This window comes from Bacillus coreaensis, from assembly GCF_050586445.1.
GTDB classification, from domain to species: domain Bacteria; phylum Bacillota; class Bacilli; order Bacillales; family Cytobacillaceae; genus Robertmurraya_A; species Robertmurraya_A coreaensis.
Genome location: NZ_JBOCCY010000002.1, coordinates 255,740 through 270,489, shown reverse-complemented (window position 1 = coordinate 270,489; position 14,750 = coordinate 255,740). Strand labels below are relative to the sequence as shown.

20 protein-coding genes are annotated in these 14,750 nt (G+C 35.9%); 5 read left to right on the top strand and 15 right to left on the bottom strand.

Features of this window, described 5'->3' with window-relative positions:
• Window positions 1-154: 154 nt before the first annotated feature.
• Window positions 155-1,582 (bottom strand): stalk domain-containing protein, encoded by a 1,428-nt coding sequence (locus tag ACQ5H4_RS04555; protein ID WP_430773812.1) that lies wholly within the window; start codon window positions 1,580-1,582, stop codon window positions 155-157.
• Window positions 1,583-1,737: 155 nt separating this feature from the next.
• On the opposite strand from ACQ5H4_RS04555, the gene ACQ5H4_RS04550 reads away from it, so the two are divergent.
• Window positions 1,738-2,127, top strand: coding sequence for a DUF7147 family protein (locus ACQ5H4_RS04550; RefSeq protein WP_430773811.1), 390 nt, complete (start codon window positions 1,738-1,740; stop codon window positions 2,125-2,127).
• Window positions 2,128-2,158: 31 nt separating this feature from the next.
• Here ACQ5H4_RS04550 and ACQ5H4_RS04545 read toward each other — a convergent pair whose 3' ends face one another.
• The 5 genes from ACQ5H4_RS04545 to ylbD form a co-directional block, all read right to left on the bottom strand.
• A complete protein-coding gene (locus ACQ5H4_RS04545; RefSeq protein ID WP_430773810.1) occupies window positions 2,159-2,434 on the bottom strand; it encodes a YlbG family protein in 276 nt (91 codons plus the stop codon).
• Window positions 2,435-2,530: 96 nt separating this feature from the next.
• The gene (locus ACQ5H4_RS04540) at window positions 2,531-2,968 is read right to left on the bottom strand and encodes a YlbF/YmcA family competence regulator (RefSeq protein WP_430773809.1); all 438 of its coding nucleotides are present in this window, start codon (window positions 2,966-2,968) and stop codon (window positions 2,531-2,533) included.
• Between the two features lie 59 nt (window positions 2,969-3,027).
• The gene (locus tag ACQ5H4_RS04535) at window positions 3,028-3,441 is read right to left on the bottom strand and encodes a hypothetical protein (protein ID WP_430773808.1); all 414 of its coding nucleotides are present in this window, start codon (window positions 3,439-3,441) and stop codon (window positions 3,028-3,030) included.
• A gap of 106 nt (window positions 3,442-3,547) precedes the next feature.
• A complete protein-coding gene (locus ACQ5H4_RS04530; RefSeq protein ID WP_430773807.1) occupies window positions 3,548-3,787 on the bottom strand; it encodes a YlbE-like family protein in 240 nt (79 codons plus the stop codon).
• Between the two features lie 14 nt (window positions 3,788-3,801).
• Entirely contained in the window at window positions 3,802-4,233 is a 432-nt protein-coding gene (gene ylbD, locus ACQ5H4_RS04525; RefSeq protein WP_430773806.1) for a spore coat protein YlbD, read from the bottom strand.
• A gap of 118 nt (window positions 4,234-4,351) precedes the next feature.
• On the opposite strand from ylbD, the gene ACQ5H4_RS04520 reads away from it, so the two are divergent.
• A complete protein-coding gene (locus tag ACQ5H4_RS04520) occupies window positions 4,352-4,837 on the top strand; it encodes a PaaI family thioesterase (RefSeq protein WP_430773805.1) in 486 nt (161 codons plus the stop codon).
• Between the two features lie 12 nt (window positions 4,838-4,849).
• Window positions 4,850-5,218, top strand: coding sequence for a hypothetical protein (locus ACQ5H4_RS04515; protein ID WP_430773804.1), 369 nt, complete (start codon window positions 4,850-4,852; stop codon window positions 5,216-5,218).
• Window positions 5,219-5,242: 24 nt separating this feature from the next.
• Here the strand turns inward: ACQ5H4_RS04515 and ACQ5H4_RS04510 are convergent, their stop codons facing one another.
• Together ACQ5H4_RS04510 and ACQ5H4_RS04505 are read right to left on the bottom strand one after the other, a co-directional pair.
• Window positions 5,243-6,280: a CAP domain-containing protein gene (locus tag ACQ5H4_RS04510; protein WP_430773803.1), complete on the bottom strand. Its 1,038-nt coding sequence runs from the start codon at window positions 6,278-6,280 to the stop codon at window positions 5,243-5,245.
• 194 nt (window positions 6,281-6,474) lie between these two features.
• Window positions 6,475-6,906: a CBS domain-containing protein gene (locus tag ACQ5H4_RS04505; RefSeq protein WP_430773802.1), complete on the bottom strand. Its 432-nt coding sequence runs from the start codon at window positions 6,904-6,906 to the stop codon at window positions 6,475-6,477.
• 220 nt (window positions 6,907-7,126) lie between these two features.
• Between ACQ5H4_RS04505 and ACQ5H4_RS04500 the strand changes: the two genes are divergently transcribed.
• Window positions 7,127-7,486, top strand: a complete 360-nt coding sequence (locus tag ACQ5H4_RS04500; protein WP_430773801.1) for a YugN family protein — start codon at window positions 7,127-7,129, stop codon at window positions 7,484-7,486.
• 25 nt (window positions 7,487-7,511) lie between these two features.
• Here ACQ5H4_RS04500 and ACQ5H4_RS04495 read toward each other — a convergent pair whose 3' ends face one another.
• On the bottom strand, window positions 7,512-7,853 hold the full coding sequence (locus ACQ5H4_RS04495) for a hypothetical protein (protein WP_430773800.1): 342 nt from the start codon (window positions 7,851-7,853) through the stop codon (window positions 7,512-7,514).
• Window positions 7,854-8,007: 154 nt separating this feature from the next.
• Here ACQ5H4_RS04495 and ytvI point away from each other — a divergent pair, with 154 nt between their 5' ends.
• On the top strand, window positions 8,008-9,069 hold the full coding sequence (gene ytvI, locus ACQ5H4_RS04490) for a sporulation integral membrane protein YtvI (protein WP_430773799.1): 1,062 nt from the start codon (window positions 8,008-8,010) through the stop codon (window positions 9,067-9,069).
• A gap of 46 nt (window positions 9,070-9,115) precedes the next feature.
• On the opposite strand, the gene ACQ5H4_RS04485 is transcribed toward ytvI, so the two are convergent.
• The 6 genes from ACQ5H4_RS04485 to ctaD all read right to left on the bottom strand — a co-directional run bounded on the left by ACQ5H4_RS04485 (window position 9,116) and on the right by ctaD (window position 14,734).
• The gene (locus ACQ5H4_RS04485; protein WP_430773798.1) at window positions 9,116-10,288 is read right to left on the bottom strand and encodes a GNAT family N-acetyltransferase; all 1,173 of its coding nucleotides are present in this window, start codon (window positions 10,286-10,288) and stop codon (window positions 9,116-9,118) included.
• A gap of 77 nt (window positions 10,289-10,365) precedes the next feature.
• On the bottom strand, window positions 10,366-10,833 hold the full coding sequence (locus tag ACQ5H4_RS04480) for a DUF420 domain-containing protein (RefSeq protein WP_430773797.1): 468 nt from the start codon (window positions 10,831-10,833) through the stop codon (window positions 10,366-10,368).
• 25 nt (window positions 10,834-10,858) lie between these two features.
• Window positions 10,859-11,764: a cytochrome c oxidase assembly factor CtaG gene (gene ctaG, locus ACQ5H4_RS04475; RefSeq protein ID WP_430773796.1), complete on the bottom strand. Its 906-nt coding sequence runs from the start codon at window positions 11,762-11,764 to the stop codon at window positions 10,859-10,861.
• Window positions 11,765-11,896: 132 nt separating this feature from the next.
• A complete protein-coding gene (gene ctaF / locus ACQ5H4_RS04470; protein ID WP_430773795.1) occupies window positions 11,897-12,232 on the bottom strand; it encodes a cytochrome c oxidase subunit IVB in 336 nt (111 codons plus the stop codon).
• A 4-nt stretch (window positions 12,233-12,236) separates the two neighbouring features.
• A complete protein-coding gene (locus ACQ5H4_RS04465; RefSeq protein ID WP_251515961.1) occupies window positions 12,237-12,866 on the bottom strand; it encodes a cytochrome (ubi)quinol oxidase subunit III in 630 nt (209 codons plus the stop codon).
• Complete coding sequence (gene ctaD / locus ACQ5H4_RS04460; RefSeq protein WP_430773794.1) at window positions 12,866-14,734, bottom strand: cytochrome c oxidase subunit I; 1,869 nt, start codon at window positions 14,732-14,734, stop codon at window positions 12,866-12,868. The genes ACQ5H4_RS04465 and ctaD overlap by 1 nt, the downstream gene beginning before the upstream one ends.
• Window positions 14,735-14,750: the final 16 nt, after the last annotated feature.

The window sequence follows — 14,750 nt, the reverse complement described above, 5'->3', positions numbered from 1 at the left end:
AAATAACAACATCTATTCGAGATGTTGTTGCCAACCGCGGAGAAGACTTACGTTTCCCCATAAGTTCTTCCTCCGGTTTCTCCTCTCCCTTTGCCTTCTATCCAGTAGGATATAGAAGGACCCTGCAGAAAATTTTCTGCAGGGTTTTCTTTTTTTATTCTGTTGATTCTTTCAGATAGACCGTATTTTCATCCTCTTCAATTTGTATGTTAAACAATGAGGTTAACCATTGATAATTAATATAAATGGTTTGATTAATTTTTGTCAGTGGATTTTCTAACAGTCCATAGTCTTCTTCATTATAAATAAATATATTTTGGTTAACGTAAAAGCGATAACTATTTAGTCCCTTTGTAAGCAGTAAGGTCTCATTATCAGAAAGAACCTTTACCTGAAAACCTAGCGATGATAATGTTTCAACAAATGGGAAAAGCTTTTGATCACCCATATAAATAATGTGAAGATCTTTCTGAATTTTGCCCTTTACAGATATACTTCTCTTTTCTAAGAAATACAACGGTATCAAATTCATATCTTCTTTTTTATTATCATCAAAGAAGGTAGTTGGTTTCCCCGTAACACTTGCCAGTATTTCATCTAACTTTTGAGGAGTATAAAAAATTTCTTCTGACAAAAATACTTGGAGATAGCTCTCTAGCTCCGCTTCAGTTAGCTTCAATTTTAATTCTTGCATTATTTGATTACTCTTAGAAATTTGACTTTCACTGTTTAATAACATTGACACATGAAGATCAACTAACCAGCTTTGTTCTATTGGAAGATTGTCAAACTTTAATTTTAGTAATGAGTAAAGTAGTTTCTTTTCTAGCATTTCTGGTTTTATGTCTGGACGAGAAATAATCATTCCATTGCCATTGCCCTCTTGTAGCTGGTTCGTTATTACCACTGTTATGTGGGGTCTGTTTGAGATCTGCTGTAGGGAGGTATATGTTTGATCCAGATTACCATCCTGCTCTGAGTAAATCATAAGCTTCGTGTCGACTTTTTCTTGCAATAAAGAACCTGCCTGCCAATAAAGGGAGGGGTTAGCCAATTGGCCCTCAAAAACATAGTAATCAATAAGATCAAGCTTTTTGTTTCCTATTAAGGGAATACCCATTACCCATGTTCCATTTCTCTTTGTCGAATCAATAAGCTCGACCTTTGTATCTGTCACTTGAACATTTGAAAATGAAGCTAACCATTGATTGAAAAGGAAAGCTTTTTCGTTAGATTTTATCGGTAGTGTGAATTGTATTTGAATATTTCCTTTATTATCGGGTTTTATTGAGGTTACACTTTCTTGCTGTTTTTCACATTCACTTCCATCCTCAAGAAGACATTTCCAGTTAATTACTTCACTAGGAAGAGCAAAAGGGATTTCCTTTTTTCCAGTAAGACCACTTAGCTTTTGTGTGATAATTAACATGTCAGTTTCTGTTTTTATAGAAATCTTTTGATTAGCAAGCTCCGTGTCAGCAGGCTGTTCCATTTCCTTAGAATAGGCATCCCATTGCCAAAATAACAAGCCACTGATGACAGCTGATAATATGATAAAAAATGTGAATGGTATCTTCCACATATCTATTCCCCTTGTTAAAATCTCTAAAATCTCTTACCATTACAATAGCAGATAGAAGAAATAACGTCACACAGATTTTTTGAATATATTACGAAACTTGACTTAATTCGACACCATTCTGCAAGTCCAATGTAACTAAAAAGGAGGTCATTTTATTGATCCAAAGGTTTATTGAATTAGGAGAGGGCTATTCAGATATATATGAATTACTAGAAATTGCCAAAGTAAATAAACATCGACTCATGCATTTCATGGCGTTACATACAGAAATAAATAAAAGATCTGTAACTTCATTAATCGTTGTTTTAAAACCCACGGACCCTGGAAACTTCCAACCACTATATGTATGTCGTGAAGGAATTCCAAATCCACATGTGACAAGAAACAAGCGTTTTGAATTATTCGAAAAATTAGCTTTTGAATACGGAAAAGAAATCATCCAATTTGATGTAAAACCTTCTACTGCATTTTCGGAAAAGGAATTATTCTATCAATACGTAATCGGTATCTTACGTTTAAATCATTATATCGCTCCATTACAATAAAAGATCAGGAAGGGGTATCCCTCCTGATCTTTTAAATCCCCATTTTATAGTCGTATTCCTTTGCTTTATCTGGTCTCGAATTTTCGTATTCAACCTTTAAGAAAGGTTTAAAGGATGGCTCGACTTTTTTGACAAAGGAGTAGCTTTTTATTTTTCCCATGATCGTTTCGGTTTCATCTTGGTTGCAATATAAGACCACGTACTTCAATCTTTTTGATACATAATGAACATTCCCAAATTTGCGAAGCATTTTCGCTTGCTTAAGAGAAAATAGCCATACAATAATTCCTTGACGTTGACCTAGCATCGCTTTACTCCTTTTTAATTACACAATTGTCTTTTTATTCTAACACATACATTTATATAAAAAAAGCATAGGAATTCTCCTATGCTTACAGTTAGTTTATGAGCATCCACAGCTTCCGCCTGTGCTACAGCCTCCACCACAACTCGATTCAAAGAATGGATTTCCGGTTGGAACCTTGATAAAGTCAGATACTGACCGGCCAATGAGTACACTTATTTCATCAAGAAGTGCTTGGAGATCATTCTCCGCTTTTTTGAATTCAGCTATATTGAGGTCGAGATCAACTTCTCTTTTCAAATTACGGATTTCCATCATGACCGTTTTATAGTCAGGATGATATCTTCCAAAGCGTTCAACTTCTTCATAACGATCTTTCATTTGTATAAACGCTTTAACTTTTTTTTGTGTTTCTTTATCTTTTTGTACATTATTCAAGCATATATAATAAGCCTCAACCACTGTTGACTCGAGCACCATTTTAGCTAATTCATCCGCATACTCTAAAATTTCTATACATTCTGATGTAGCAAGCAATCCGCTCACCTCCGATTCATATTTTACCATGAATAAGCACAGAAATGAACTTTTTACTTCTACCGAATCAGAACATCAAAATCTTTTTTCATATCTTCTCTTTTTTGATTTTTTTCAACTACTTGTAATTGAATTTGATGGGAGCCTTTTGAGAGCCCTTTAATAATAAAAGCAGCTGTTGTTACTACTTTTTTTTGTTTCCCATCCACTGAGACAATTAAGCTCGTATTACGATTCGTAAACGAAATATCTGGAATAAAGCACTCAACATAAACATTATTTTCCTTAACATGGTGCTGAACTGAAAATGAATGTTCTGATTTCATTCCTAACACGACCACATCATTTTCTGCTCTTACAGTGTGCATAGGTACAATGGATATTTCTCTTTTTACTTCAGGATCTGGGATATCTTTATGACATGCATTTAACAGAAGTACAATCAGAAAAACAAAGACCATTTTCCTTACCAACTCAGCTGCCCCCAATCACACAATTTTACATATTTTGTGCAATTATCAGCAAACTTAGTCAAAGTGCAACCAAAAAGCCTTCAAACTTTCGTAAAGTGAAGGCTTCTTATTGGTTGCTATTCATAGCTTGAAACATACTCATCATCATATTCGCCATTTGTATACTATGATTGAATTGCTCCACACGATGCGGAATGGTCTTTTTAAAGTGGTGTAATGCCGATATTTCAAAGCTTTGTATATCATGTGGATTTCTTCCGAGCTTTCTATACCAAATTGGCTGTTCCCTTAAGAACTGTTTTAATTGTGGTTGCATACGTAAATATTCATTTATTTCTTCTCGCATCCAATAGCCCCCTTCTAGTCTTGCCTAAATTGAAACGGATGTGATGGTGGGCTTACATTTTTTTTAGGCGGATTCTGGACGCTACTCCCTCCGTGTAGAGAGGAAATTACACCTTGAATCGCACCTAAGGCAGAACTAATACTCACGATATGATGTTGAAGCTGGTTTGGATCCATATTCTTCACAGCACCTAGTACGGTTGACATCCAATCCTTTTTCGATGATTCTTCCTTAGGAGACGATTCTTCCTTTGAAGCTTGCGTTGATTTTTTACGTTCATCAACGTTCTTATTTCCTTTAGAATCATCCTCACCGAATAGATACCATTCCTCATATAACTCTTGCCACGTATTTGTCCCGCTTCTAACCTGTTTAATGAGTTCAGGGTGGGATCGAACATACTCCTTGAACTTTTCGATAGAAGGATGCAGTTGCTTTTTGGCCATTATATTTCACCTCAATATAAACGAATGCCTATAATACGATATGATAAAAAGAAAAATATGTGCACCTTAGATTTCATGATAAAATGGAACGGATAGGAAAGGTAAAGGGAGGGATATAATGGAGAATATTCAAAAACAAATCCAAGACATTGCTCTTCATGCGACCGAGCATGACTTAGAACTGCTCGAACAGCTTCTTAAAGGTTTTCAACTTTGGAAATCAGGAAATAATACAACGTTTATCTCTAGTCTTTTGCAAATGGAACGTAAAATAACGGATATTGACTGTGAAATAACCATACCCATTTCTCCTCTTTTATATAATACTTTGCATATTGTTCATGGAGGAATTACTGCGACTTTGCTTGATACGGCAATGGGTGTATTAGCAAATTCACTTGTTCCTGATGGCTATGGTGCCGTCACTACCCAGCTGAATATAAATTATATTTCCGCTGGAATCGGAGAACATATGGTCTGTAGAGCGAAAATGGAACATAAAGGCTCAAAAACACTCGTATTGTCCGCAGAAATTCATCGTTCAGATGGTGTTAAGATTGCCATTGGGACAGGTAGTTTTCTTGTGATTGAAAAAAGAATTTAGGGTGAACCGATTTTGGTAACTGCCATTGTAATACCTATCATTATTATTTACTTTTATATTATTTCAAAGCGAGAGTTACAATCTCATACGGAGCAATGGTTAGCACTAGAGCAAGTATATGAAGAAGCGATTGTAACAGGAAAGATTCATCAAATAAATATAAGAAAAGAACGGTTTTATTATCATCGATATGTACATATTGTCGAACTCACACTTATAAATAATCAAACAACCACTCCAGTCTCAAAGATTACTCCAATTGTAAAAGGGAAATTCCTTACGAATGATGATTTTCAGCTTGGTGATGAAGTGCGTGTGTACGGTAATTGGAAGGAAGGCCATTTTCGTTTTGGTAGATATGAAATTATTCAAAAAAAATAAAAAGGAGCACTCAGCTCCTTTTCGTCATTCTTCCCATGCTTGGATAAAGTTTTGCGTGTAATATTTTTTATATACACCTACACCGATATGTGTAAAGTCTTCGTTTAATAAGCTTTCCCGGTGACCTTTACTATTTAACCAACCTTCCATTACTGCTGGTGCATCAGCATAGTTTGCGGCAATATTCTCACCAGCTACCTGATAAAATACCTCCCCGGCCTCTAAGCGATCGGAGAGTTCCCCAAACTTTTCAGATGTATGCGAAAAAGTATTGCTCTCTTCCATATCCTTACTATGTCCATAAGCTACGTTTGCCGTATTCCCATCCCATTGTAAAGTAGCCAATCCAAATCTCATTCTCATAATATTCGTAATATCAAATATTTGCTTTTCATTTGCATCCTCGACTTTTTCATCTGGTGCCATCTCTCTAGGTTCAATTTCTTGTAACTCACCAAAATAAACCAATTCATAAGGTCTTAACTTCAATAAAGTTTCTGCATCCATTACCCTAAAGCTAGATAATGTTGCCGTGAATTTATCAATATACAGTTGAACGAAGATGTCCCCCATTTTTAACAATGGTCTTGTATTTAGATCCGACTCTGATAGCTCAAATTGGTAAGAACTTCCTTCATATTCCAACCCTATTTCTGTTTCTACATAACTTGAAGAAAAAATTTCATCTACATGTTGTCCTATTTTGAAGGGACTTATATTCACTTCCGAACCGATGGCATAAACAGTTACTACCTTCCCATCTTTCACACCAATCTGAGAATAATTGGCAGGGTCAGCATTATAGATCCACCAATCAAACCCATAATAAGTCTGATCTACTCTGTTAGGTTGACCTAAGCTTTCCTCCAAGCTTTCTATAGACATTCCGATATAAGTTGACACTCCCTCTGTTGGTCTGTCCGAGTTTGTTCCTTCATCGCTCGTATTATTTGATAAGTCCTGGTTACTTCCTCTCTTTTGCGTCCCGTCTTCTAAGAGTATCTCCTCGTTACCATCTTGAATATTAAAATAAAATACAATTCCTAATATTGCAGTAATCAATATCAATATTCTTCCTAAACTTCTCAGAGGCCATCCTCCTCTCTATCATTCTTTCTATCATTGTATGCAAGCATGACATAAATAGTATAGTATTTCATAGAAAATTAAATAGCTTAATATGGTAGTTATTTATCCTATTATAACCTACCAAGCTCTGTACATAAATAAAATAAAGACACCAAAAGGTGCCTTCATTAATGCATGTCAGAAGAAGTATGTTCGGAAATGTCAGATAAGGCATGACCGGCTTGATAGTCGGTAATCTTCTCAACAGCCAAATCCCCTAGAGCTACTATTCCTACTAGTTTTTTTCCTTCTGTCACAGGAAGACGGCGAATTTGATGCTTGGCCATTAATTCGGCCGCGTCTCTAGCAGTTGTTTCAGGTGATACAGTTATGATCTGCTTACTCATGATATCTTCTACTTTTGTCGAACCAGGATGTTTTTCTGCCACTCCTCTAACGACAATATCACGATCTGTAATCATTCCGATTAACTTATCATCATCAACAATTGGAATTGCACCTACGTTTAATTCTTTCATTTTAAGTGCAACCTCGTACACATTATCCAGAAGCGTACAGCATTCAACTTCCTTAGTCATTAATTCTTTTATGGTCTTCATCCTGTGCCCTCCTAAAAAATATCTGTCAGTTTTATCGTTCCCTTTTGTATGGTCAACTATTCCCGTATTGTACACAAGGGAAACATATCTGACTTTTGTGAACGTTCTCATTGCAACTTCCTATAATTTCTACTATTATTAAACATGAAGAAGTTATCATTACATAGTGAAAAGTTCAGTTTCAAGTAGACGGGTATCGTGTTTTGTAGGAGGGAAAATAATGAAGTTTGAAAATGTTGATCTTGAGAGCGTTAAAGCGGATTTAAATCGTTTGGACGAAGTTATGCTTGATCATGGATTAGTTCGTGAAGGACAATGGGACTATGAAAGAGTAACATACGACCGTAAGTTTATCCTAAAAGAAGGAACTTTCTACCTTCGTGTATTCGGATATGCTGTAGAAGGTGATGTTGGCGCACACAAAGCAACCGTTCAATTAATGACACCACTATTAGGGAAGCATTATTATCCACACGGTGTAGAATACGGTGAAGGGGAAACCTTTCCAAAAGGACTAGTCAGTCAATGCGAAAAACTTCTAAATGAAGTTAAAGTTGAAGTGGATAAATTCGCTAAATAAAAAGACGCTTTTTTGCGTCTTTTTTTTATCTAAGTTTCACATCAATATAACTTACATTATACCCAGTCAACAAGTACACTTCTTCTTGAATTGCAGCTTGTAAATTTTCTATTTTTCCAATAATTCCTCTATAATTAATGGCACTTAATCTTAAAATGATACCAACCATGCTTTCTTTCAGTATCACTTCGTACGTTTGATTTTTTGTCGGATGGAATGGCCCTTGAATGCGATCAATGATATTTCCTCTTTTATTGAGTAGGACATAGTCATTGCTTTCATTAATATTAGACTCGACTATTGCTGAAATAATGTTGTGAACGGCTCGATTGCTTTCGTTTTGCTCAAACATACATATACTTATCAACATAATCCCTCCTTTAGGCTCGTCTAATAAACACCTCAAAAATTTATAACTTCATATTTTTATTATTTTCATTGGTTATTTTATTAAATGCATACTATAATTTAAGTGTTCCGAAATGAACAAATATTTTTTATTTATGGAAGGAGAACATCTTTTGTTACTAAGCTTTTTTAAGAAACGTTATTTTTTCATTATTCTAGGAGTCTGTATTGCAGCCCTTTTGTTATATCTTATCCTACCTGTTTCTATACCTTTAATTACTGCATTTATAACTGCTTTATTTCTTGAACCGCTCGTACGAATGCTACAAAATCATACCAAACTTAATCAGAAAGTATCTGTCTTAGTTGTATTTATGGGCTTTTTGCTCTTTGTGGGCGTTACCGGCTACTTCATTGTTACAAAGGTAATAACAGAAGCCATTCAAGTAGTTGAATACGCTCCACAGCTAATAAATGAAATAAATCGAGCTTGGTTAGATACAGAAGAGAAATTAACCTCAGCAGCAAAAGAATTACCGAAAGAAATAGTAGATGGAATTAGCAGCCAAGTACAAACTTTTCTTAACCAAACGAAAAATGATTTAGTAGCTTATGTAAACATCGATAATGTCCGGTCATTACTTACAAATATCCCTAGCTATCTTGTCAGTTTTTTAGTCTATCTGATCGCACTATTTCTTTTCTTATTAGATTTACCAAGGTTAAAAACTTCTTTATACAGTCATTTAACTGAGAAAACAGCTGATAAAGTTCATTTTATGACCTCTCGTCTATCATTTGTTGTAATAGGTTTTGTAAAAGCTCAATTTCTTGTTTCTGTAATCATTTTCTTAGTTACATTAATCGGTTTATTCATTATCACTCCAAAAGTAGCTTTATTAATGGCCACCATCATTTGGATTATTGATTTTATCCCTATCATCGGTTCTATAGTAATTATGGCACCCTGGGCTTTATTTCATTTCATTACCGGTGATGTAGTATTAGGTACAAAACTTGCTATTTTAGCAGTTATTTTGTTAATTATTCGCCGAACAGTCGAACCAAAAGTGATGGGAACACATATCGGCCTTTCACCATTATCTACTTTAATAGCCATGTACCTAGGTCTAAAGTTGTTCGGAATACTAGGGTTTATTATTGGCCCTTTACTATTAATTGCATTTAATTCGGCAAAAGAAGCCGGAATAATTAAGCTGAATTTTAAAATTTAAAAAAGCGCGGTCTTCATATTTGTGAAGTCTGCGCTTTTTATATATATTAAAAGAAATCAGGAAAAAATGGGCGCAATCTTGGAATTTTCCTCTCTAGCTTCTTTATATCTTCTAAGCTTCCTGTAATTTCCCCAATGTGATACAACTCTTCAGTCGTTTTATATCCTAACAAAAGAGTAGACAATGTTCCTATGTCCATTTGCAATCCTACCTTAGGTGAATGTGCACAGACACTTCCTTCTTTCTCCTTGAAAGCAGTTATAGTATCATCGGCAAGTAAATACGAACCAATATTCCATCTACAGTATTCATCATTCACATGAATAAATACCTTTTCACCAGTTGAACTAAAAGAGTAGGATTTTAGAAACTCTTCTACATTAACAATTCTAGCCATAAAGTATGGGTGGACTTCAGTCTTTTGTTTTGGTTGTTTTAAGTAGTATGGGAATAAATCAAAAGACGAAGTGTTAACTACTACCTTATCTACCATGGAGTCATGCTGACAGATAAAATTCCACAGACCAATCGCTGCCTGATGGGTAATAGTAATGATTTCAATGACTTCCAACTCTTTATTTTTCACTGAATATACAATATAACCCTCGTACTCACCATTGTCATTCACATACGCAGCTATATGATCCTCGCTGTAAACATGGTCATTCCACCAATCTTGTGTACGAACAAGCATACCACTATGAGATGTCGCAAAAGACTCATAAACTCTTTCAATTTGTGCTCTTTCATGCTCAGGAATATCCCTTAACACTCTGCCTTGGTAGGAAGGCAACATAACCAAATCTTTTTTTTCAATCGTTACCTTTTTGTTATCTGCAAAAGTCTCCCAACCAAATCTACGGTAAAAGCCAACATCAAAAGGGTGAAGAAAAGATATGTATTGCTGTTTCTGGTTCATATATTTTAAGGCGTCAGTAATGAGTTGTTTCACAAAGCCGTGCCGACGATATTCTGGATACGTGGAAACCCCAGCAATACCTCCCATTTGAAACTTTTTATCGTTAATATAAATAGAAAATGGGATCATGTGTAATTTTGCAACAAGCTTTTGTCCATCTTTAACAGCAAGAATATCGTGTGATTTTAACATTTGTTTTCTTTTAGGTATATCTTCCTCATTTACCTTGTATTGAAAAGCATACATCGACAATTTCATGGCTTCTTCATAATCCTTTTCTGTTAACACAACATATTCCATCTTTCCCACCCCTTAACAAACTTCTATATAATTTATTCAAAAAAAGCGCTACAGTACTTGTAGCGCTTTTTGCTGCTTTAAAACCCTAGGATCGCTTTGATAACTGAGGTAGTTTCTCCTCCGTGGTAAAAAACGTATAATAGCAGATAAACTGCTACACCGGTTATAGCTGTAAAAAACCATACAACGCTTGTAATGGGTCCAAGTTTCCGATGCTTTTCTAGTTGTTTTTTATAGCCTGTATACAACGATATAATCCCTAATACTGCTCCAACCGTCGCCAACGTAATATGGAAGATCAAAAAGATTGTATAGTATATTTTAATATCCTCTGGTCCACCAAACGCTGTGTTACCAATAAAAATAGTTCTGCTAGCATAGATGATAAAGAAGATAATAGCAAATATAGCTGCTAAAAACATCGTTTTTTGATGGGCCTGTATTTTACGCTGCTTGATTTGCCACCATCCAATGGCAACAGTTAGACCACTTAGCACAATAAAGGTTGTACTGATTGTAGGTAATATAGGTAATGTAAACTCCATTTGTTTCTCCTCTTAATAACTTATTTTATTTAGTAGGCTCAGGTTGAAAGCTAGTTTGACTTGTAGGTAACTCATCAATCGTTTGTTCCTTTTTGAACCAACTAAAGAACACTTGTGCTAAGATCAGTCCGTACACAACCTCTTGAATTACCTTCATTAACACTCCGCCTGTTTGTTGATCCTCAAGAAGCGACATCGAATTAAACATTTCTGGCCCACTTAAATTCAAAGAAGCTAGTGTCGTTGATGGGACGCATAATTCAAGTGCACTAGCCCATGCGTTGGGATCAGAAAAAGTAGAATACATCGGTGTATCTGCAAAGATAATTAATGCACAAGCTGGAGTTAACAAAATACCATCTGCAAAAATATAACCTACCTTTTTTAACCCGTTTAATGTTTCATACTCTTCTAATTCGTTCACTAGTGGCCACCACATACAAATTGCTAATAAAAATAGTATGGAAGTATAGACCGCGTGCAACCACATATCTGTTTTTACAATATCAAAAATATTAGGCACGTGGTAAAAAGAGAACACTCCATTAAAAAGAATAAGTGCAATAAGAGGTTTTGTGAAAAAATCGAACAATGGTTTGATAATTGGTCTAGTTAGTATAGATCTCCATACCCATGGAGGAATTCCATAAATAAATAGAATCGGAATCACTAAATATAGAATTGCCATCTGGATCATATGGACATAAAACATTATATGCCCTAGCAAATCAATGGGAGATCCCTTCACCACATATAATAGTAAAATGGCTGAAGCAAAGCTGATCCATTGTTTTCTCGTTAATGCTTCTGATTGTTGAAAATGAGTTCGGTACTTCGTAGTTACGAGAAAATAACTAGCTAAAATCACAAGTAATAGGATAAGAAAAAACGGACTCCATAATGCTCTAAAGCCAAATATATCAAGCGACAATGGCGATCACCTCGTTATTTTTAAGTCAGTTATATTATACCTGATTTGTAATGGATTCTACAATAAATGAGGTTTTCCTATATTTAGTGCAAAAAGAAAATCGGCTCAGGAGGCCGATTTTCTTTCACTCATTTACCACCAAATAATGGTCATAAAAGCTAATATTGTTATTAACCCAACTAATAAACCAGAATATAGGAAAAGCGCTGGCGCTTCATGTCCCTTATGACTCATATGCATGAAGTAATATAATTGAAAGACTACTTGCACGATTGCTAACAAAAGAATGAAAGGAACGATAAACCATGCCGAAAAGTCACCATAGCCTACAGCAATAAATGCTACTAAAGTCAAAAAGATCATCATAGAAAATGATACGATTTGATAGCGCATTTCCTCTGCACTTTTCTTTTTACGATATTCAATGTCTACTCTAGGGTTACCTGAATGTGTTTGTTCACTTGCCATCAGTTTATCCCACCATTCCCATTAAATATACTACCGTGAAGATAAATACCCACACCACGTCAATAAAGTGCCAGTAAAGACTTGCAACATAAAACTTTGGAGCATTGTACAAATCTAACCCACGCTTTGCATTTCTCACCATTAAGGTTACGATCCATAAAAGACCGAAAGCCACGTGACCTCCGTGGAAGCCAACAAGAGTATAAAAGGCAGATCCAAATGCACTACTAGTAAATGTATGATGATATTCATGTACATAGTGATTGAACTCGTAAATTTCAAGAAGCAAAAATGCAAATCCTAACAGCACAGTTAAGCCTAACCATAGCTGCATCTTTTTGAAATTGAAGTTTTTCATGTGGTACATTGCATATACACTTGTTAAAGAACTAGTTAAAAGTAGCATCGTTGCCACAAATACAATTGGCAATTCAAAAAGATCCTTTGCTAGTGCATGTTCAGCATTCGGAACCTTATCCTTTAATGCTAAGTAAGTTGCAAAAAGTGATGCAAAGAGAACCGTTTCTCCGCCTAGAAATAACCAAAAACCTAAAAATTTATTCTTTCCTTCAAGGGTTTGCTTTTCAGGTGCGGCAGGCCATGTTTCAGCAGTAAACTTATCTTCTACATGCATTATGCCTTCCCCCCCTTATCATCATCATTTAATAGATCTTCCTTATGAATATGGAAGCCATGATCATCCTTAACAGAACGTACAAACATTGATAATAACGTAATGCCCATTCCTGCAATAAGAACCATTACACCCCAGTTATAATCTTCACGATAAAGTGCACCAAAAGCGGCGACAAATAATCCAAGTGAAATCATAAATGGAGTAAATGAATTGTTTGGCATATGGATATCACCAAGCGGCTCAGCCGGAGTCATACCCTTTTTGCCTTCCATTTTTTCAATCCATAGTGGATCTAATCCACGAACAAGCGGAAGCTGTTTAAAGTTATAGAAAGGTGGTGGTGACGGAATTGCCCACTCAAGTGTACGCCCATCTTCCCAAGGATCATTTCCAACCTTTTCATTTTTCACACTAGTGATCACAATGTTAATTAACAGAATTAATGTAGCAATCGCCATAAAGAATGCACCAATCGTACTGATTAAGTTCCCAGCATCCAAACCTTGGTTAGGTAAAAATGTGAAAATACGTCTCGGCATCCCCATTAATCCTAGGAAATGCTGGATAAAGAATGTTAAGTGGAATCCAATTAAGAATAACCAGAACGTGATTTTTCCTAATGTTTCGTTTAACATTGTTCCAAACATTTTTGGCCAATAGAAATGGGTCGCTGCTAAAAGACCAAATACAACTCCACCAACAATAACATAGTGGAAATGGGCAACTACGAAATAGGAATCATGGTATTGGTAGTCAGCTGCTGCTGAGGCAAGCATAACCCCAGTTACCCCTCCACCTACGAACGATGGAATAAATGCAACTGCATAAAGCATAGGTGTTGTGAACTTGATGCTTCCTCCCCACATTGTGAAGAGCCAGTTAAAGATTTTTATACCAGTTGGAACAGCAATTGCCATTGTGGCAACGGCAAAGATTGCATTTGCAATCGGACCTAATCCTGTTGTGAACATATGGTGAGCCCATACCATGAATCCTAAGAATCCAATTAGAACTGTAGCGAACACCATTGATGAATATCCAAACAGACGCTTTCTCGAAAAAGTAGCAAAAATTTCCGAGAAAATACCAAATGCAGGTAATACTAAAATATAAACCTCTGGGTGTCCGAAGATCCAGAATAAATGCTCCCAAATGACAGTGTTTCCACCATTTGCAACATCAAAGAAGTTTGAACCGAACATACGGTCAAAAATCAGCAAGAACAGTCCCACAGTAAGTGGAGGAAAAGCAAATAGGATAAGTGCTGATGCCACAAATGTAGACCATGTAAACAATGGCATTCTCATATAAGTCATCCCAGGTGCACGCATGTTGATAATCGTTACAAGGAAGTTAATCCCCCCCATTAACGTACCCGCACCAGAGATCTGCAATCCTAATGCATAAAAATCTATACCGTGTCCCTCAGATGCCATCGATAGAGATGCATAAGAAGTCCAACCAGCATCTGGTGCACCACCTAAGAACCACGATAGGTTTAAGAAGATACCACCAAAAAAGAATAACCAGAAACCAAGTGCATTTACAAAAGGAAACGCAACGTCACGTGCTCCAATTTGAAGTGGCATAATGGCATTCATAAAAGCAAATAACAGTGGCATGGCTGCTAAGAAAATCATCGTTGTTCCATGCATGGTTAAAATCTCGTTATATAATCCAGCGCTTACAAAATCATTGTTTGGTACTGCAAGCTGGATACGAATAAACATTGCCTCTAGACCACCTAAAACAAAGAATAGTCCACCAGCAATTAAGTAAAGGATAGCGATTTTTTTATGGTCTACTGTAGTTAAGTAATCCCAAACAGTCGCTCCGAACCCCTTTTTCTGAGCATAGGTACTCACAATTCTACCTCCCTTT

Bases quoted from the DNA above. Each gene is read 5' to 3' on its own strand.
- ACQ5H4_RS04545 (WP_430773810.1), bottom strand. From the start codon at position 2,434: ATGCTAGGTCAACGTCAAGGAATTATTGTATGGCTATTTTCTCTTAAG.
- ACQ5H4_RS04505 (WP_430773802.1), bottom strand. From the start codon at position 6,906: ATGAAGACCATAAAAGAATTAATGACTAAGGAAGTTGAATGCTGTACG.
- ACQ5H4_RS04465 (WP_251515961.1), bottom strand. From the start codon at position 12,866: ATGCATGTAGAAGATAAGTTTACTGCTGAAACATGGCCTGCCGCACCT.
- ACQ5H4_RS04485 (WP_430773798.1), bottom strand. From the start codon at position 10,288: ATGGAATATGTTGTGTTAACAGAAAAGGATTATGAAGAAGCCATGAAA.
- ACQ5H4_RS04530 (WP_430773807.1), bottom strand. From the start codon at position 3,787: ATGCGAGAAGAAATAAATGAATATTTACGTATGCAACCACAATTAAAA.
- ylbD (WP_430773806.1), bottom strand. From the start codon at position 4,233: ATGGCCAAAAAGCAACTGCATCCTTCTATCGAAAAGTTCAAGGAGTAT.
- ACQ5H4_RS04520 (WP_430773805.1), top strand. From the start codon at position 4,352: ATGGAGAATATTCAAAAACAAATCCAAGACATTGCTCTTCATGCGACC.
- ACQ5H4_RS04480 (WP_430773797.1), bottom strand. From the start codon at position 10,833: ATGGAGTTTACATTACCTATATTACCTACAATCAGTACAACCTTTATT.
- ctaF (WP_430773795.1), bottom strand. From the start codon at position 12,232: ATGGCAAGTGAACAAACACATTCAGGTAACCCTAGAGTAGACATTGAA.
- ACQ5H4_RS04555 (WP_430773812.1), bottom strand. From the start codon at position 1,582: ATGTGGAAGATACCATTCACATTTTTTATCATATTATCAGCTGTCATC.
- ACQ5H4_RS04500 (WP_430773801.1), top strand. From the start codon at position 7,127: ATGAAGTTTGAAAATGTTGATCTTGAGAGCGTTAAAGCGGATTTAAAT.